This is a genomic window from Methylobacterium ajmalii (assembly GCF_036448855.1).
GTDB classification, from domain to species: Bacteria; Pseudomonadota; Alphaproteobacteria; order Rhizobiales; family Beijerinckiaceae; genus Methylobacterium; species Methylobacterium ajmalii.
Map to the genome: position 1 here is coordinate 12,926 of NZ_JAZFXT010000031.1, position 17,795 is coordinate 30,720.

General features: G+C 70.8%; 15 protein-coding genes and 3 pseudogenes. 9 read left to right on the top strand and 9 right to left on the bottom strand.

The genetic code is table 11. The features are described from left to right. Nucleotides 1-53: 53 nt before the first annotated feature. The 8 genes from V3T34_RS15570 to V3T34_RS15605 form a co-directional block, all read right to left on the bottom strand. Nucleotides 54-1,265: an adenylate/guanylate cyclase domain-containing protein gene (locus V3T34_RS15570; RefSeq protein WP_305077461.1), complete on the bottom strand. Its 1,212-nt coding sequence runs from the start codon at nucleotides 1,263-1,265 to the stop codon at nucleotides 54-56. 180 nt (nucleotides 1,266-1,445) lie between these two features. Further along, a complete protein-coding gene (locus V3T34_RS15575) occupies nucleotides 1,446-2,195 on the bottom strand; it encodes a pseudouridine synthase (protein WP_305077462.1) in 750 nt (249 codons plus the stop codon). A gap of 10 nt (nucleotides 2,196-2,205) precedes the next feature. Next, nucleotides 2,206-3,126, bottom strand: a complete 921-nt coding sequence (locus V3T34_RS15580) for a class I SAM-dependent methyltransferase (RefSeq protein WP_305077463.1) — start codon at nucleotides 3,124-3,126, stop codon at nucleotides 2,206-2,208. A gap of 1 nt (nucleotide 3,127) precedes the next feature. Continuing rightward, nucleotides 3,128-4,117 carry a GTPase Era gene (gene era / locus V3T34_RS15585; RefSeq protein WP_305077464.1) on the bottom strand — a complete coding sequence of 330 codons (990 nt, stop codon included), beginning with the start codon at nucleotides 4,115-4,117 and terminating at the stop codon, nucleotides 3,128-3,130. Then, nucleotides 4,114-4,824 carry a ribonuclease III gene (gene rnc / locus V3T34_RS15590; RefSeq protein WP_091882050.1) on the bottom strand — a complete coding sequence of 237 codons (711 nt, stop codon included), beginning with the start codon at nucleotides 4,822-4,824 and terminating at the stop codon, nucleotides 4,114-4,116. Before rnc ends, era begins: the two co-directional genes overlap by 4 nt. Before the next feature lie 121 nt (nucleotides 4,825-4,945). Beyond that, nucleotides 4,946-5,737: a signal peptidase I gene (gene lepB / locus V3T34_RS15595; protein ID WP_060847231.1), complete on the bottom strand. Its 792-nt coding sequence runs from the start codon at nucleotides 5,735-5,737 to the stop codon at nucleotides 4,946-4,948. A 173-nt stretch (nucleotides 5,738-5,910) separates the two neighbouring features. Beyond that, nucleotides 5,911-6,324, bottom strand: a complete 414-nt coding sequence (gene acpS, locus V3T34_RS15600) for a holo-ACP synthase (protein WP_305077465.1) — start codon at nucleotides 6,322-6,324, stop codon at nucleotides 5,911-5,913. Continuing rightward, a complete protein-coding gene (locus tag V3T34_RS15605) occupies nucleotides 6,321-7,079 on the bottom strand; it encodes a pyridoxine 5'-phosphate synthase (RefSeq protein WP_060847233.1) in 759 nt (252 codons plus the stop codon). Before V3T34_RS15605 ends, acpS begins: the two co-directional genes overlap by 4 nt. Before the next feature lie 479 nt (nucleotides 7,080-7,558). Here V3T34_RS15605 and V3T34_RS15610 point away from each other — a divergent pair, with 479 nt between their 5' ends. From V3T34_RS15610 to V3T34_RS15635, 7 genes and pseudogenes are all read left to right on the top strand, one after another. Further along, nucleotides 7,559-8,335 carry a PRC-barrel domain-containing protein gene (locus V3T34_RS15610; RefSeq protein ID WP_305077466.1) on the top strand — a complete coding sequence of 259 codons (777 nt, stop codon included), beginning with the start codon at nucleotides 7,559-7,561 and terminating at the stop codon, nucleotides 8,333-8,335. Beyond that, nucleotides 8,332-9,708, top strand: coding sequence for an MFS transporter (locus V3T34_RS15615; RefSeq protein ID WP_305077467.1), 1,377 nt, complete (start codon nucleotides 8,332-8,334; stop codon nucleotides 9,706-9,708). Before V3T34_RS15610 ends, V3T34_RS15615 begins: the two co-directional genes overlap by 4 nt. A 270-nt stretch (nucleotides 9,709-9,978) precedes the next feature. After that, the gene (locus V3T34_RS15620) at nucleotides 9,979-11,745 is read left to right on the top strand and encodes an ABC transporter ATP-binding protein (protein ID WP_060847235.1); all 1,767 of its coding nucleotides are present in this window, start codon (nucleotides 9,979-9,981) and stop codon (nucleotides 11,743-11,745) included. An 878-nt stretch (nucleotides 11,746-12,623) separates the two neighbouring features. After that, a pseudogene (locus V3T34_RS15625) lies at nucleotides 12,624-13,072 on the top strand (transposase); the annotation flags it as partial. Beyond that, nucleotides 13,060-13,485 carry a hypothetical protein gene (locus tag V3T34_RS28580; protein WP_407942717.1) on the top strand — a complete coding sequence of 142 codons (426 nt, stop codon included), beginning with the start codon at nucleotides 13,060-13,062 and terminating at the stop codon, nucleotides 13,483-13,485. The pseudogene V3T34_RS15625 and the gene V3T34_RS28580, both read left to right, overlap by 13 nt. Continuing rightward, nucleotides 13,463-13,992, top strand: a pseudogene (locus V3T34_RS28585) (DUF4113 domain-containing protein). The gene V3T34_RS28580 and the pseudogene V3T34_RS28585 overlap by 23 nt, the downstream one beginning before the upstream one ends. A gap of 158 nt (nucleotides 13,993-14,150) precedes the next feature. Further along, nucleotides 14,151-15,366, top strand: a pseudogene (locus tag V3T34_RS15635) (IS3 family transposase). Between the two features lie 244 nt (nucleotides 15,367-15,610). Here the strand turns inward: V3T34_RS15635 and V3T34_RS15640 are convergent. Further along, nucleotides 15,611-15,994, bottom strand: coding sequence for a helix-turn-helix domain-containing protein (locus tag V3T34_RS15640; RefSeq protein ID WP_305077468.1), 384 nt, complete (start codon nucleotides 15,992-15,994; stop codon nucleotides 15,611-15,613). Nucleotides 15,995-16,361: 367 nt separating this feature from the next. Between V3T34_RS15640 and V3T34_RS15645 the strand changes: the two genes are divergently transcribed. Together V3T34_RS15645 and V3T34_RS15650 are read left to right on the top strand one after the other, a co-directional pair. Next, complete coding sequence (locus V3T34_RS15645) at nucleotides 16,362-17,441, top strand: pilus assembly protein TadG-related protein (RefSeq protein ID WP_305077469.1); 1,080 nt, start codon at nucleotides 16,362-16,364, stop codon at nucleotides 17,439-17,441. Between the two features lie 3 nt (nucleotides 17,442-17,444). Beyond that, nucleotides 17,445-17,792, top strand: coding sequence for a hypothetical protein (locus V3T34_RS15650; protein ID WP_305077470.1), 348 nt, complete (start codon nucleotides 17,445-17,447; stop codon nucleotides 17,790-17,792). The last annotated feature ends 3 nt before the right edge of the window (nucleotides 17,793-17,795 follow it).

Below are 17,795 nucleotides of genomic sequence, written 5' to 3' on the forward strand. Positions count from 1 at the left end.
CCCGGAACGCATCGGCCCGTCACACGGGCCGATGATCTCGCAGACGACGCTCGTCAGCCGCGCAGGGCGGCGTAACCCCGCCCTGCCACCCGGCGGTCGGCGTCGACCTCCGCGAGGGGACCGACGAACCGCGGCCTGCGCCGGTCCGCGAGCGCATGCACCGCCATTGTCCCGCTCCGCCCGCGCAGCCGGTACGAACCGAGCGCCTCGGCCTCGATCCCCTCCGGCAGGGCCGGCAGCCGCGCGAGGACGGCCTCCGAGATCAGCACGTCGCGCTTCGTCTCGCGGCACAGCCCTTCGAGCCGGGCGGTCGTGTTCATGACGTCGCCGAAATACGCGATCTTGTGCCGGTCGACGCCCACCTCCGCCGTCACCACGCTGCCGCCGTGCAGGGCCGCGCGCAGTTCGGGCACCAGGCCGAAGCGTGCGAGCCAGCTTGCCCGGTCGCGGTCGAGAACCTGGCGGATCGCGAAGATGCAGGCAACGCAGCGCGCCCGCTCGATGCCTCGCGCGAGCGGCCAGGAGACGATCACCTGATCGCCCACGTAATCGTCGACCTGTCCGCGATGCCGACGCACCGGCTCGGCGATCGCCGAGAAGACCGCCGTCAGCAGTTCCTGCGCGGCGACGTCGCCGTTTCGATCCGCGTAGGCCGTCGAACCGACGAGATCGAGAAAAAGGAAGACGCGCTCCTCCCTGACCGGGCGGTGGTAGCGCCCGAGAATGAGGTTCACGAACGTCTCGCCGCCGATCAGGTCGCGCACCCGCAGGACCGACACGATGATGGCCGACATGACCAGGGCGAAGGGAATGGTCGAGAGCTTCGGCGTGATCGCCCCCATGAGCGGCTTGTCGACGATGCCGAGCGTCCAGAGGAGCAGGCCGGTCAGCGCCATGCCGACGACGATCACCAGCACGAGGCTGATCTCGGCAGCGACGACGTAGGCCGGCGTGGGCAGCCGCCGCAGTCGCTCGCTGTAGCCGGCGAGGAAGACGCCGCGCTGGTAGGCGATGGTGAAAAGGCCGATGAAGGTCCCGTACAGGATGCCCGCGAGCGTCGGCCCGTCGCTGAACAGGAGCCCATGCAGGGCACCGAACGAGGCGCTCACGGCGGCGATGATGATCCAGAAAGTCGCGGTGCCGCTCGACATCGTCTTCCTCGACTCGGGAACGATGTTACATGAATGAACGAGCGGCAACGACGATACAACGATCATCGGATACTTGGCAGCAGCCGGTAACGCGGCCGGTGCGGCATCGCACAAGCCGCGTCGGGCGGAGGATCGAACCCCGGAGCGGCGGCGGGTCGTGTCCGGTACGGCCGGCCGACGAAAAAGGGAGATTGGTTCGCGTGCCGACGTGGATGTGGGTTCGCCGCGCGGCGAGAGAGACGAACCGCGCCGTCTGATAGGCGGATCCGTCCTCGCCGGACGGGCGTCACCCGCTCACCCCTGCCCGAACACCCGCGCCACATCCTCCTCCCCCATCACCCGGTACTGACCGGGCTCCAGGTCCGCCGGCAGGTCCAGCGCCCCGACCCGGTCGCGGTGCAGCGCCGTCACGTGGTTGCCGACCGCCGCGAACATCCGCCGGACCTGGTGGTAGCGCCCCTCCGTCAGGGTCACGGCGGCGCTCGTCGGGCCGTGGACCTCGAGATCGACCGGCAGGAGCGGCTTCTCCTCGCCCTCCAGCATCAGGGTGCCGGAGGAGAAGATCGCACCCTCGTCGCCGCGCAGGGGGCGATCGAGTGTCACCCGGTAGCGCTTCGAGACGCTGGCCTTCGGCGAGATGATCCGGTGCAGGAGCGCCCCGTCGTCGGTCAGCAGCAGGAGGCCGGAGGTCTCCTTGTCGAGGCGGCCGACGGTGGAGAGCGGCGGCTCGCGGCGGCGCCAGCGCGGCGGCAGCAGGCCGTAGACGAGCGGGCCGGCCTCCTTGTGCGAGCAGGTGACGCCGAGCGGCTTGTGCAGCATCAGCGCCACCCCGGGGAGCGGGTCGAGGGGCCTGGTCTGGACGGTGAGACGGGCCGGCAGGTCGGGATCGAGGGCGATGCGCCGGTCGGCGTCCAGCAGGGGTGCGGCGTCGAGCACGATCGTGCCGGCGCGAGCCAGCATCTGGATCTCGCGGCGCGAGCCGTAGCCGAGATTGGCGAGCAGCCGGTCGAGCCGGACCGACGGGACCTTGGCCTTCCCGCTCATCGCGTGCGGCTCATTTGCGCGCCTCGTGGATCTTGTAGCCCTGCGCGGCGGCCCGCTGCGTGACCTCGCGAAACACCTCGCCGAGCGTCGCCTCGTAGGGCAGATGGGTGTTGGCGGTGAGCCACAGCGTGCCGCCCGGCCGCAAGGCCGCGGCGGCGCGGCGGATGAAGGCCTGGCCCAGCGCCCGGTCCTCGGCGCCGCCGTCGTGGAAGGGCGGGTTCATCACCACGAAGTCGAGGCGCTCCGGCACCGCGTCGGCGGCGCGGGCATCGGCCCATGTCACCGTCACGCGCGGCTCGTCGACGTTGCGCCGGGACGCCTCGACCGCCCGGCGGTCGTTGTCGACGAGGGCGAGCGCCGTCACCTTGGGCGAGGCCAGCACGGCGTGGGCGAGGATGCCGAGGCCGCAGCCGAGATCGGCACCGCGTCCGGACAGGGCGGGCAGGGTCTCGATCAGCAGGGCGGTGCCGGGATCGATCCGGTTCCACGAGAAGATGCCCGGCTGCGTCCACAGGCCGAGGCCGTCGTCGCGCCGCGGCGCGCCCTCGGCGATCGCCGCGTCGAGCCCGGACGGCGCGTCGGGCCGAACCGTGCGGACGATCCGGTGATGGCTCTTGGCGCTCTCGTCGAGGCGGCAGCCGAAGCCCGAGAGTTCGCGGGCGAGCCGCGAGCCGCCCTTGTCCTTCGGGGCGAGCACGGTCAGCGCCCCGCCGGGGGCGAGGGCGCGCAAGGCCAGCGCCAGGGTGTGGCGCCGCTCGAGGGTGCCGGGCGGGGCCAGCACGGTCAGGCTGTCGAGGGCGCCGGGGGCGAGGTCCTCGAGGGACTCGCTCCCGGGGACCAGGGGGGAGAGCTGCACCGCGCCGTCCGGGACGGCGGCGAGGTCGGCGGGCGGATGGCCGTAGACGCCCGGCCGGGCGATCGGGTCGGTCACGTCAGCCGCGGGGGAATTCCAGGCCCATCTCGCGGTAGCGCTCCGGGTCGTCGGCCCAGTTCTCCCGCACCTTCACGAACAGGAAGAGGTGGACCTTGGTCTCGGCCGCCTCCGCGATGTCGATCCGGGCGGCCTGGCCGATGGCCTTGATGGTCTGCCCGCCCTTGCCGAGGACGATCGAGCGCTGGCTCTCGCGCTCGACGAAGATCGTCTGCTCGATCCGCACCGAGCCGTCGGGCCGGACCTGCCACTGGTCGGTCTCGACGGTCGAGGAATAGGGCAGTTCCTCGTGCAGCCGGTCGTAGATCTTCTCGCGGGTGATCTCGGCGGCGAGCATCCGCAGCGGCGCGTCGGAGACCTGGTCCTCGGGGTAGAGCCAGGGGCTCGGCGGCATCCGGCCGGCGAGTTCCCGGCGCAGATCGTCGACCCCGTCGCCGGTGAGCGCCGAGATCATGAAGATGCGCTCGAACTTCACCCGCTCGTGGAGCGCGGCGGCGAGCGCCAGCAGGCGCTCGCGGGCCATCAGGTCGATCTTGTTGAGCACCAGGTATTTCGGGCGCTTCAGGTCCGGCATCCGGGTGAGGATCACCTCGACCTCCTCGTCCACCCCCTTGCGGGCGTCGATCAGGAGGCAGACCGCGTCGGCGTCGGCCGCGCCGCTCCAGGCCGAGGTCACCATCGCCCGGTCGAGGCGGCGCTTCGGCGCGAAGATGCCGGGGGTGTCGACGAGGACGATCTGCGCGTTGCCCTCCATGGCGATGCCGCGCACCAGCGCCCGGGTGGTCTGCACCTTGCGCGACACGATCGACACCTTGGTGCCGACGAGGCTGTTGAGCAGGGTCGACTTGCCGGCATTCGGCACGCCGATCAGGGCGACGAAGCCCGCCCGGGTGTCCTTGGGCGGCGGCGCTTCGGGCGGCGCGGTATCGGGGGCGGCGGTCTCCGGCAGGCCGGGATCGTCGGTCTCGGGTGTGGTGTCGTCGTCGATCATTCTGGTTGCTCCCCGGGCTCGTCCCCGGTCCACAGCCCCTCGCGCAGCAGGAGCGCGCGCGCGGCCGTCTGCTCGGCCAGCCGCTTGGAGCCGCCGATGCCGAGGCCGGGCTCGGTCCCGGTGACCCGGGCCTCGATGTGAAATTGCGGCGCGTGGTCGGGCCCGGACCGTTCCACCACCACGTAGGTCGGGGTCGGCCAGCCTTGCGCCTGCGCCCATTCCTGGAGCGCCGATTTCGGGTCGCGGCTGCGGGTCCCCTCGGTCTGGCGGTCGGCCTCGAAGGCACGGTCGATCACCGCCTTGGCGGCGCCGTAGCCGGCATCGAGGAAGATCGCCCCCAGGATCGCCTCGCAGACGTCGGCGAGGATCGCGGCGTTGCGCCGGCCGCCGCCATGGACCTCGCCGCCGCCGAGGTTCAGGTGCGGCCCGACCTCCCAGGCATTGGCGACGATGGCGCAGCTCTCGCGCCGCACCAGGCTCGACAGGCGGCGCGACAGGTCGCCCTCGTCGGCGCCCGGCAGCGCGTTGTAGAGCCCGTCGGCCACCGCGAGCCCGAGCACCCGGTCGCCGAGGAATTCGAGGCGCTGGTAGCTGTTCTTCCCGTTGGTCGCGCTGACATGGGTCAGCGCCCGGATCAGCAGGTCGCGGTCGGCGAAGCGATGGCCGATGCGCTCCTCAAGCACCGAGAGGTCGGGCCGCCGCCGCATCCCGCGCTTGCGCCGCGGCGGGGCCTCGCCCGGCCCCGCGGTGCCGGAAACCGGGAGGGCGGCGTCGGGCTGGGTGTCGGCCCGCTCCGCGGGCTCGGCGTCGCTCACGCTCGGGCTCCCGTCAGTGGATCGGCTTGAACAGGCGGTTCCAGCGCACCGTCCACGGCCAGTTCCAGATCTGCCAGGCGGCCGCGCCCTCGTCGATCGAGAAGAAGATCACCTCGGCCCGGCCGATCAGGTTCTCGTACGGCACGTAGCCGACATTGCCGAGATCGCGCGAATCGGTCGAGTTGTCGCGGTTGTCGCCCATCATGAAGAAGTGGTTCGCCGGCACGGTGTAGACCTGGGTGTTGTCCCACAGGCCGCGGTCGCCGTCGCGCTCGATGATCTCGTGGGTGACGCCGTTGGGCAGGGTCTCGCGGTATTGCGGCACCAGGGTCGGCTGGCCGAAGGCGTCGGTGGTCGAGTAATCCGCGATGCGCTCGCGCTTGACCGCCCGGCCGTTGATGTTGAGCACGCCCTCGATCACCTGGATCCGGTCGCCCGGCAGGCCGATCACCCGCTTGATGTAGTCGGTGGCGTTGTCCTTCGGCAGCTTGAACACCACGATGTCGCCGCGCTTGGGCTCCGCGCCCCAGATCCGGCCCTTGGCCTCGAACGGCAGGTATTCACTCAGCGGCAGCGAGTACTTCGAGTAGCCGAGCGAGTACTTCGACACGAAGAGGTAGTCGCCGATCAGGAGGGTCGGGATCAGCGAGCCGGACGGGATGTTGAACGGCTGGAACAGCAGGGTGCGGACCACCAGGGCGATCAGCAGCGCCTGGACGCCGACCTTGACGGTCTCCTTGATCGAGTCCCAGAGGCCGGCATCCTTGCCGCGTTTCAGGTCCTGGTCCGTGCGTGCGCGATCCATGCTCGTCTCTCCGGCGGTCCGTGCAGAATACGCCTGGGCACCCGCCGAGGGCACGCGGCCGGCTTTTTGCGCGGTGCGGGGGGTCTAGACCAACGCTTGCCCGCCCGCAACGCGGCGCGGCGGAGTGGGCGAATCGGTCCGTTCGGCCTTGTCCCCCGGCGACGGCGTGCCGCTCAAGCGGGACTCTGCCCCTCGGGCAGCGCCTCGATGATCACGAAGGCCTGGGCGAGCGGGGGATCGTCGGTGAGCGTCACGTGGACCACCGGGCGATGGCCCGGCGGCATCAGGGCGGCGAGGCGCTCGGCGGCGCCGTTGGTGAGCCGCAGGGTCGGGCGGCCGCCCGGCAGGTTCACCACCTCCATGTCGCGCCAGAACACGCCGTGGCTCATGCCGGTGCCGAGCGCCTTGGCGCAGGCTTCCTTGGCGGCGAAGCGCCTCGCGTAGGAGGGCGCCCGGGCGGCGCGGCGGTCGCTGCGGGCCCGCTCGCCCTCGGTGAAGACCCGGTGGGTGAAGCGGTCGCCGAAGCGCTCGAGCGAGCGCTCGATGCGGCGGATGTCGCAGAGGTCGGAGCCGATGCCGACGATCATGCGGCGCTCGCGACGCGAGCGGCGTCCATCGCGGCCCGCATCGCCCGGATCGCCGCCGGCAGCCCGTCGAAGATCGCCTCGGCCATCAGCGCGTGGCCGATGTTGAGCTCGCGCACCTGGGGCAGGGCGGCGACCGGGCCGACGCTGTCGACCGTCAGGCCGTGCCCGGCATGGATCTCGAGGCCGAGGGCGTGGCCGTGCTCGGCGGCGCGGGCGAGGCGGGCGAGCTCGGCCCGCACCGCGCCCGCATCCCCGGCGATCACCGCCTCGCAATAGGTGCCGGTGTGCAGCTCGACCACGGGAGCGCCGAGCGCCCGGGCGGCCTCCATCACGTGCACCTCCGGCTCGACGAAGAGCGAGACCCGCACCCCGGCCTCGACGAGGCGGGCGATCGCGGGCGCGAGGTGCTGGCGGCCGCCGACGATGTCGAGCCCGCCCTCGGTGGTGCGCTCCTCGCGCTTCTCCGGCACCAGGCAGGCGGCATGGGGCTGCAGCCGCAGGGCGATGGCCACCATCTCGTCGGTCGCCGCCATCTCGAAGTTCAGCGGCCGGTCGATCTCGCGCCGCAGCCGCTCGACATCGGCGTCGCGGATGTGGCGGCGATCCTCGCGCAGGTGGGCGGTGATGCCGTCGGCCCCGGCAGCGATCGCCGCGTGCGCCGCCCGCACCGGATCCGGCATCGTGCCGCCGCGGGCGTTGCGCAGGGTGGCGACGTGATCGACGTTGACGCCGAGGCGAAGGGGCGAGGCGGGCATCGGGCGGGCTCCGGACAATGCCCGCGATGTAGCGTCGTCCCTCCGGCGCCGCCACCCGCACGCTTGGGCAATCTCCCTTGGGCAATCTCCCTTGGGCGATCTCCCGACCCGTCCGGCCCCGCCCGTAGAACAACACTCCCCCGCAATCCGTGCCGGACCGTGCGCATCCGCCTGGACAACCTCGCCCGGTGCGCCGCACTGTGCGGCCTCCGCGGCGCGGGCCCGCCGGTTCGCCCGGCGCGGGCCGCACCCCGCCGCGACAACCCGACGACCGATGCTCGGGCGGGCCGCGCGGCCCGCCCCGGAGGCCCACGATGTCTGCTCGACGGCTCGACCGCGGCGGTGACGCGCCCGCCCGGCTGCCCCTGCCGCCCCGCCCCCACACCTTCGCCGCGTTCGTCCCCCATCCCGGCGCGTCGCCGGGATCCGCGCGGCCGGAACTCCCGGCCTCGGCGGCGGTTGCCCGGGGGATGCGTCGCATGACCCTGCGAGAGGCCTGCTTGCCCGGAACCCTGCGGTTGATCCTGACGGCCTGCGCCGTGCTCTCGGTCGCCGGAGCGGCCCACGCGCAGCAGGGCTCGGCGCCCGCGGATGCCGGGAAGCCGCCGGCGGCGGCGCCCGCCCCCGCCGCGCAGCCTCCCGCCGTCCAGGCGCCCGTTCCGGCGGCACAAGCCCCCGCAAGCCCGGCGCCGGCCGCGCCCGCGAACCCGCCGGCCGCGACCCAAGCCCCGATGCCACAAGCTCCCGCGGCACAGGCTCCGGCCGCCCCTGCCGCGCAGGCGCCGGCGATCCCGCCCGGCACGCCGGCGACGGTCCTCGACACCCAGGATTACGACAGCGTCATCGGCAAGCCGGTGCGCAGCGCCGCCGCCGAGGACATGGGCCGGATCATCGACATCATCGTCGACCGGGACGGCAAGCCCCGCGCCGCCATCATCGATTTCGGCGGCTTCCTCGGCGTCGGCTCGCGCAAGATCGCGGTCGACTGGCGCGCCCTGCACTTCTCGGCCGACAACAAGCCGGGCCGGGCGGTGCTGCAGCTCAACCGCAACCAGGTGCGGGTCTCGCCCGAGTACAAGCCCGGCGACCCGATCGTCGTTCTGGGTCCGGCCGGTCCGGTGCCGAGCCCGGCGGCGCCCGCCCCGACCGCAGCCGCGCCCGCCGGCACCGCGACGCCCCCGGCGGCCGCGACGGCGCCGGCCGCCCCCACCCCCGACGCCGACCAGGCCGCGGCGCGCAACCCCCCGGACAAATGACGCGCCCGCGCCAGGCCCACCGCCGCACCCTCGCCCACCGTGACCGGGAGGTCCCTCGTTCCGAGATGCGACCGGACCCCCGCCAGGACCCGAGGCAGGATGCGTCGCGCCAGGACCCGCTCCGGACCGGCGCGGCGGTCCGGCGCGGCGAGAAGCCGGCGCCCTCGCCGACCAGCAGCCGCGGCCTCGACGCCTTCACGTTCTTCGTCGCCAACCTGCAGACGGGCTTCGGCCCGTTCGTGGCGGTCTACTTCACGTCCCAGAGCTGGACCCAGTCCGACATCGGGCTGGTTCTCACCATCGGCGGGCTGTTCAGCCTGTTCGGGCAGGTGCCCGGCGGCGCCTTCGTCGACTGGGTGCGCTCCAAGCGCTTCGTCGCCGCCCTCTCGGTGGCGATCATCGGCGCCTCCGCGGCCGGGCTGGCGCTGTTTCCGACCTTCCTGATCGTCGCGCTCTCGATGGCGGCGCATTCGATCGCGAGCTGCACGCTCACCCCGGCCATCGCCGCGATCAGCCTCGGCCTCGTCGGCCATGCCGGCCTGGGCGAGCGGCTCGGGCGTAATGCCCGCTTCTCCTCGATCGGCAACGCGCTCGCCGCCGCCGGCATGGGCGCCTGCGGCTACTACCTGTCGAGCGAGGCGGTGTTCTACGTCACGGCGGCGCTCGCCATCCCGACGCTCGCGGCCCTGTGGTTCGTCCGCGCCAGCGAGATCGACATGGTGCGGCCGCAGGCGCCCGAGGGCGGCCCGGCGCCGGGCGGCTGGGCGAGCCTCAAGCTGCTGCTCACCAACCGGGCGCTGCTGTGCTTTGCCGCCTGCATCACCCTGTTCTTCGTCGCCAACGCGGCGATGCTGCCGCTGGTGGGCAGCGTGCTCACGGTGCGGGCGAGCCACACCGCCACCATCCTGATCGCCGCCTGCATCATGGCGCCGCAGGTGGTGATGGCGCTGATCGCCCCGGCGGTCGGCCGGGCCGCCCAGGCCTATGGCCGGCGCCCGCTCCTCATCCTGGGCTTTGCCGCGCTGCCGATCCGCGGCCTCCTGTTCGCCTACACGGATGCGCCCGAATTGCTGGTGGCGGTGCAGGTCTTCGACGGGATCTCGGCGGCGGTGCTCGGCGTGATGGTGCCCCTGATCGTCGCCGACTGCACCCGCGGCACCGGCCGCTTCAACATGGCGCTCGGCGCCGTCGGCACCGCCATGGGGCTGGGGGCGGCGGCCAGCACCACCCTGTCGGGCTACATGGCCGATCATTTCGGCTCGCACGCCGCCTTCGTGGGCCTCGCTGGGGTGGCGTGCGTCGCACTCGTCCTCGTGGTGGCGATCATGCCCGAGACCCGCCGTGCAGCGGCGGCGCCGGGCACCCAGGATTGAACGGGCAGCATTGAACGGAGCGGACGGGCGCGCGGTGGGTGCGGTGCAGCGCCCGCTCAACTCCCGTTCAGGAACGACGGAGTACGACGGCGCGGCACCGTTTGCCTGCAACACACTCTTTGCCTGCAACACATGGCGACGCTTGCGCGTTGCGAGAAGCGGGTGGGGCTTGCGATAGGAGCGGGACGAGGGTGCGGCGGGGTTCTTGCATCCCGTTCCTCTCCCGACCGTGGGCCGCACGCGTGCGAAGAACCGGGATCGATCGCCACGATGGATGACCTCTGCGCGTACGCCAACCGGCCCTGGGCCTTCGTGGCCCGCTACCTGCGGCGCCGCATCGTGCCCCACGCGGCCATCCTGGTCGCGGTGCTCGGCGCCGTGGCCTGCTCGGTGAGCACCCAGTACGGCCTGAAGGGCGTCGTCGACGCCCTCGGCAAGGGACCCGAGAACAACCATCTGATCTGGCCGGCCCTGACCGTGCTGATCTGCTTCATCGCCGCCGACAACATGCTGTGGCGGGTGGCGAGCCTGATCGCCAGCTTCACCTTCGTGAAGGTGACGGGCGACGTCCGCCGCGACCTGTTCCAGCACCTGACCGGCCACTCGCCGTCCTACTTCGCAGACCGGCAGCCCGGCACTCTCGCCAGCCGCATCACGGCGACCTCGAACGCGATCTTCACCGCCGAGAACATGTTCGTCTGGAACGTGATGCCGCCCTGCGCGGCGGCGTTCGGCGCGATCCTCTACGTCGGCAGCGTCAGCGTCCCGATGGCGCTCGGCCTGCTGGTGATCTGCGGCGGCGTGGTGGTGCTGATGTTCCGCATCGCCGCCGCCGGCAAGCCGCTGCACCACGACTTCGCCGAGAAGGCGGCCTCCGTCGACGGCGAGATGGTCGACCTCGTCAGCAACATGCCGCTGGTGCGGGCCTTCTCCGCCTACAAGCGCGAGTTCGCCCGCTTCGACCAGACCATCGGCACCGAGATGAAGGCGCGCCGCCGTTCGCTGCTCTACCTCGAGCGCCTGCGGATCATGCACGCCCTCATCACCGTCGCCGCGGTGCTCGGGCTGCTCTACTGGGCGATCCAGATGTGGCAGGCGGGCAGCGCCACCGCCGGCCAGGTCGTGCTGGTCTGCACGCTCGGCATTACCATCCTGGCGGCGACCCGCGACCTCGCGGTCGCCCTCGTCGACGTCACCCAGCACACCGCCCGCCTGTCCGAGGCTCTGCGCACCCTGCTGCAGCCGCACGACCTGCGCGATCACCCGGAGGCCAAGCCCCTCGTCGGCGAGGGTGCGCGCATCACCTTCGACAAGGTTGCGTTCAACTACCCCGACGGCCGCGAGGTGTTCTCTGCCTTCGACCTCGACATCCAGCCCGGCCAGCGCGTCGGCCTCGTCGGCCGCTCGGGCGGCGGCAAGTCGACCCTGTTCACCCTGCTCCAGCGGTTCTACGACCCTCAGAACGGCCGCATCCTGATCGACGGCCAGGATATCGGCCGGGTGACGCAGGAGAGCTTGCGCGAGGCGATCACGGTCGTGCCGCAGGACATCTCGCTGTTCCATCGCTCGCTGCGCGAAAATATCCGCTACGGCCGGCCGGAGGCCACCGACGAGGAGGTGTGGGCCGCGGCCGAAGCCGCCCGCTGCACCGACTTCATCAACGACCTGCCGGGCGGCTTCGACACGATCGTGGGCGACCGCGGCGTCAAGCTCTCGGGCGGCCAGCGCCAGCGCATCGCGGTGGCCCGGGCCATCCTGAAGAACTCGCCGATCCTGCTCCTCGACGAGGCGACCTCGGCGCTGGACACCGAGTCGGAGGAGGCGATCCGCGAGGCGCTCGGCAACCTGATGAAGGGCCGCACCACCATCGCCATCGCCCACCGGCTCTCGACCCTGAAGGACTTCGACCGGATCGTCGTGCTCGACGGCGGCCAGGTGATCCAGGACGGCTCCCCCGACCGCCTCGTCCACCTCGACGGATTCTATCGCGACCTGATCCAGCGCGAGACGATCAAGCTGTCGCGCGAAGCGGCCTGACACCCGCGAGGCCGGCGCTCGTCCGGTCCCGCTTGCGACGGACATGAGCGTGGCATCCTCCTCCCGGTCGAGAGGCGGGTGCCACGCTTTTTTGTTGCGGTCGCGTAATCGGCCCCCATGGCGGAACGAACGCAAGCAACGGAATCGGCGTCCCATGCAGAGGCGACGACGTGCATATCCCTGGCCCGCATCCGACGTGCCCGGTTCAATCGAGCCGTCGCGATTTGTGCGGTGCGGTGAACCATTCGCCGCGTCGGCCGTTGAGTCCGTGTGCCGCCCACCGCCAGGCGCGCGTCAGCGCGCGGCGGCGGGCAACGTCCACTCCCGACAATCGAGGACCATCGATGCTGAAGACCATCACCTATGCGATGATCGGTGTCCTGGCCTGTGGCCTCGTGGTGGCCGTCGTCGGCGCCTCCGGGACCTTGCTGCCCGGCTAGGGCATTTTCCGACGAAGTGCAAACCGGTTCGTCGCAGACAATGCGACAAGACAAAGACTCAGAGCGCTTCGCGATTGCAGCGTGATCGTGAGGCGCACTAATGCTCCGAAGGGAAACTCGCCGCGAAACCGGCTCGGTCGTCTGCTGACGAGTCGCTCGCGCGTTAAAGCGTCCCACTCTCCCACAATCCCGATCGAACAACTCGATTGCGGTGCGAAGCCGGACCGACGTCACGAAATTGCAGAATGCGCCGATCGCCCATTCCCGTATCGACGGGACTGAGATCGGTGCCCTCCGCATGAGCCCTATCCCGGCACGAACGACGACGATCCTGCATTCAGGTCCCGCGGGCAATGACGGACAGCGCCGAGGAGGGACGTGACCCCCGTTTCTTCATCCACTTGGAACTGGAGACCGGCCCTTGACGGGACGGACGGAATGAAGCGGAAGCAATTTTCGGAAGAGCAGATTATCGGCATCCCGAAGGAAGCCGAGGCGGGTACAGTGGTGACGGAGCTTTGCCGCAAGCACGGGATATCGAGCGCGACCTACTATGCAGGGTAGGCGAAGTTCGGCGGCCTGGGTGTATCGGACGCGAAGCGGCTGCGGTCGCTCGAAGAGGAGAACGCCCGTCCCAAGCGGCGGCTCGCGGACACGATGCTGGACCATGCGGCGTTGAAAGACCTGCTGTCAAAAAGTGGTGACGCCTGTCGCGAAGCGACAAGCGGTCGCTCGCCTCCAGGCGACGTTGGGCATGTGCTGCCATCGGGGCGGACCGCACGAGTATGCGGTATCGGTCGTGCCCGGCGGATGATGGCGAGGTGCGGTCGCGGCTGCGCGAACTGGCGCAGCAGCGCCGGCGGTTCGGCTATCGATGGCTGCACATCCCGCCGATCTGCGTCGGTATCGGGCCGACGAAGACCCTCGCCAAGTTCGCCAACCACATCGCCAAGATCATCTCCGAACCAAGATCGTCCCCGAACTCGGAAGCGTGTGCGGCCGCTCGGACGAGGCGGAGCGCGCCGCCTGGATGGTCGGGGTTTCGGTGGGAGAAGGGGGGGGCATCGGGCGCGCCTCGCTGGCGCGGCTCGCCGCCATGGGCGTCGACACGTTGGCGGATCGGCGCGACCTCGATCCCCGAGCGGCGCGGGCCTCGCTGCCGGTGGTAGGCGAGCGCATCATCCACGAACTGCGCGGCCGCGCCTGCCTGCCTGCCGCTCAAGATCGTTCCGGCCCGGCGCAAAGGCTGCGCGGTCACCCGCAGCTTCTCCAGCCGAATCACCGAGCGGACGGCGCTTGAGCCGGCAGTGGCCGCGCACGCGACGCGGCTCGGGGAGAAGCTGCGACGCGACGGGCTCGCGGTCTCGGCCGTCACGGTCTTCTCCCACACCAGCGAGCACGACCGGAGCGACCCGATGCGCTCGGTCTCGACGGTGGTGCACCTGCCGGAGGCGACAAACGACGGCCGCCACCTGATCCAGGCGGCGCTCCACGGTGTGGCGAAGACCTGGAAGGAGCAGGGCCCGACGCCCTGGCGCTACAGCAAGGCGGGGCTGGTCACGAAGGATCTTGTGCCGCCGAAGGCGGCGCCTCGGCCGCTGTTCGGTGCGCTCGACCGGGGGAAGTCTGGGAAGCTGATGGCGGCCATGGACGCCTGCAACAGCCGGTTCGGGCGTGGCGCCGTGGTGCCGGCGCGGGCGGGCTGGTCGAGAAGCGCATCTGGTCGACGAAGTTCGAGATGCGCTCGCCGCGGTTCACGACGCGGTTGAATGAGGTGCCGATGGTTAGCGCGGCGATCCACGCCTGAACTAATCCAGCTCTATTACTGACCGCTCTTTGTCTTCGCGCTCACTCTCTGCGCGCGCATCCTTTAATGCGTTGACGTAATCGAATATAGGAACTTGGGATTGGGATTGCCCCGGATCGGTGGACACCGAGAGCTCTTTCGCGTGAGGTGTGTTTGCCATGCCGAGAACCCGTCCCCCGTACCCGGCGGAGTTCCGCCGCCACAGATGGTCGAGTTGGTCCGCGCCGGACGCGATCCGACCGACCTCGCCCGTGAGTTCGAGCCGTCGGCCCAAGCCATCCGCAACTGGGTGGCCGAGGCCGACCAACGGGAAGGCCGCCGGGAGGTGAAGCCTCCCGCCGTGGAGGCTGCCCTGTCGGCGAGTGAGCGCGATGAACTCCTTCGGCTGCGGCGCGAGAACCGTCAGTTGAAGCTGGAGCGCGACATCCTCTCTCGCGCGACAGCCTGGTTTGCGCGCGAGACCGGAGTTCTGCCGTCGGGATCTTCCGGTTCATGAGCGAGAACCAGGCGCACTTCCCGATCGCCGTCATGGCGCGCGTGCTGGGCGTCTCGAAGGCCGGGTACTACGCCTGGTCCGGCCGTCCCCTCTCGGCGCGGGCACAGGCGGACGAGGTGCTGCTCCGGCGTATCCGCACGATCCACCTGAGCTCGCGCCAGACCTACGGCTCGCCACGCGTGCAGGCGGAGTTGCGCGACCAGGGCGAGGCCCACAGCCGCAAGCGCATCGCCCGGCTGATGCGACAGGCGGGTCTCGTCGGGGCGTGCCATCGCCGCGGCGGGCCGGTGACGACGCGGCGCGACCAAGAGGCTCGGCCGGCCCCGGACCTGGTTGACCGCAGCTTTGCGGCTGATGAGCCCGACCGGCTGTGGGTCGCGGACATCACCTACATCCCGACGAGGGCCGGGTTCCTCTACCTGGCCATCGTACTCGATGCGTTCAGCCGCCGGATCGTCGGCTGGTCCATGGCCGATCACCTGCGAACTGAACTAGTATTGGACGCGCTCGAGATGGCTGTCGGCCAGAGGAAGCCGCGAGATGTGATCCACCACTCGGATCAGGGCTCGCAATATCCGTCGCTGGCCTTCGGCAGCCGCTGCCGCGAGGCGGGTGTGCGGCCTTCGATGGGCTCGGTCGGTGACGCCTACGACAACGCCATGGCCGAGATCTTCTTCTCGACCCTGGAATGCGAGCTCCTCGCCCGCCGGCGCTTCCACTCCCGACCCGAGGCCCGCATGGCCCTCTTCAGCTACCTCGAGGGCTTCTACAACCCGGTGCGGCGACACTCCGCCCTGGGCTACCGCTCACCCCTCGTCTACGAACAGGAGCACCGCCCAAAACCCGCAACCGAGATCCTGCTCAGCCAAGCCCCGTAGCCGTCCACAGAAACGGGGCAATCCCAATCCCAGAGCGGGGCCACCAGCCCATCGCTGCGCAAACCCAATACCAGCGTGGTGCTTACCCAGGTCCCATGCGGCACGGCCATCCGGCAGCGTTGATAGCGTGGTGCTCGCCCCCGCAGTCGCGCCATCTTGGTGGTGGCGCCCGTCTCGTCCACGAAGACCAGCCGGTGCGGGTCCAAGTCGAGTTGGTCCTCGAACCACGCCTCGCGGACTTCCTTCACGTCCGGGAGCTGCTGCTCAGCCGCATGCGCCGTCTTTTTTTATATGTCAGGCCATGGCGCGTGAGCAGACGAGAGATTGCGCTGAGCGAACTCTTGATCCCACGCCGGGAGAGACGTCCCTTCAACTCAGCCAAGGTCAGGTCGGGCGTCTGCGCAACCTGATCGAGGAGAACCGAGGCGTGCTCCTCTAGGGCGACGGATCGACGATCCCCGCCCATCGCGGCGGGCGACAGGCAGCCGTGGCGGTTCAGCCGGGCGCGCCAGCGGCTCGCGCTCGCGGCACTGACGCCGAACCGCTCGGCGACTTGCGCGCAGGACAGGCCCTGCTCCAACGCAGCAACAACGCGACGACGCAGATCGACGGAGAGGGCGGTGGGCACGGAGCCTCCTGAAAGCGTCAAGCCGTTGGTCACGACGCGGCGCCCTCCACATAAGAGCGTGACCATGCCCAACCAAGCGTCACAATTTCTACCTGAACGGAAAATGCTCTAGGTGGAAGGGGCGAGCACCGCCGACAGCGTGCTCCGGACCGACGAGCGCTCGCAAGCGCAGGGCTCGCTGATCCGGCAGTGCTACGGCGACGAGCCGGGCGTGGGCGGGGGTCGATCAGGCTGAAGATAGATGTTCGCGCTGTCATGTCCCAGCGACAGGAACGGTGAATGCCGTTGCATTCGACGGCTGACGCAAGGGTGTTCTTAACAAATCGGGGCGACTGGTCTGACCGATGATGCGGGGCAGGCCGGGGCGATGATCGGACGGGGATGGTATCGGCGGTCTGCCTGCCGGGTCGACGAGGCGGGAAACGTCGCGCTCCTCGTCGCGCTCCTCGCGCCCGTGCTGTTCGGCCTGATCGGGGTCGCCGTCGATTATGGCACCTGGACCCTGCAGCTCGCCACGCTGCAGCGGGCGGCGGACGCGGCCGCCCTCGCGGTCGTCTCCGACATGCAGGTCTCCGGCGCCGATGCCCGCCGGATGCAATCGCTGGCCGAGGCCTACATGAAGGGCGGCGTGAAGCTGCGCTTCGGCGACGGCCCGGTCGCCGTCGCGACCAAGCCCGTGACCCGCGAGCGTCCGGGCGGCCCCTTCGTCGAGGCCGGCGGCCGGACCGGGCGGGCGCCGACCGGTGTGACCGTGACGCTGACGCAGCGCAAGTCGGCGATCATGAGCCGCCTGGTGACGCCGCACCTCACCGACATGACGGTGACGGCGACTGCGGAGGCGGTCGGCGGTGCGAGGCTCTGCGTCGTCGGCCTCGCGCCGTCCGGCCGGCACGGGATCCATCTCGAGGACCAGGCGCGCATCGAGGCCGGGGATTGCGCGGTCTATGCGATGTCGTCGAGCCCCAGCAGCCTCGAAGGAGGCGACCAGAGCGTGGTGTCGGCGGCGACGACCTGCACCGTCGGCGGCTATGCCGGGCGCTCCTTCAACTTCCGGCCTCAGCCGATCACCGGCTGCCCGACGCTGAAGGACCCGCTGGCCGCGCGGCCGGCCCCGCCGGTCGGCCCCTGCCTCAAGCGGGATCTCGTCCTGCGCGACGGGGCGTTCACGCTCGAGCCCGGCACCTATTGCGGCGGGATCAGGATCGAGGAAACCGCCGACGTCAAGATGCTGCCCGGCATCTACGTGATCAAGGACGGCGCCCTGGTCGTCGGGCCCGACACCGACCTGATCTTCCTCACGACCGATTGCCTGCACCCGCGCGACGAGAGCACCAAGCAGGCGTGCCACAAGGCCTTGTCGATCCACCTGATCGGCTCCCTCAAGGGGGACGGCGTCGGGTTCTACTTCACCGGCGAGGTCCCGCGGAACAAGGCCGGCGGCACCTAGCCGATGGTCTTCCTGCCGCGCTCGCTCGTCGAGCTGACGGCGCCGCGGACCGGCGACATGGCCGGGCTGCTCTTCTTCGAGGACCGCCGGTCGCCGGACGGGCGCAACTTCGACATCCTGAGCGACGGCGCCCGACGCCTGGTCGGCACCGTCTACCTGCCGCGCGGGACCTTCTCGGTCCGGGCGATGCAGGTCGTCGCCGACCAGTCCGAGTACACCGCCATCGTCGCCCACCGCATCGCGCTGAGCCGCCAGCCCCGCCTCGTCGTCAACGCCCGCTACGGCGACACCGACGTGCCGGTGCCGCCGGGAATCGGCCCGAAGAGCGGCCAAGTCGGGCTCGCGCGGTAAATC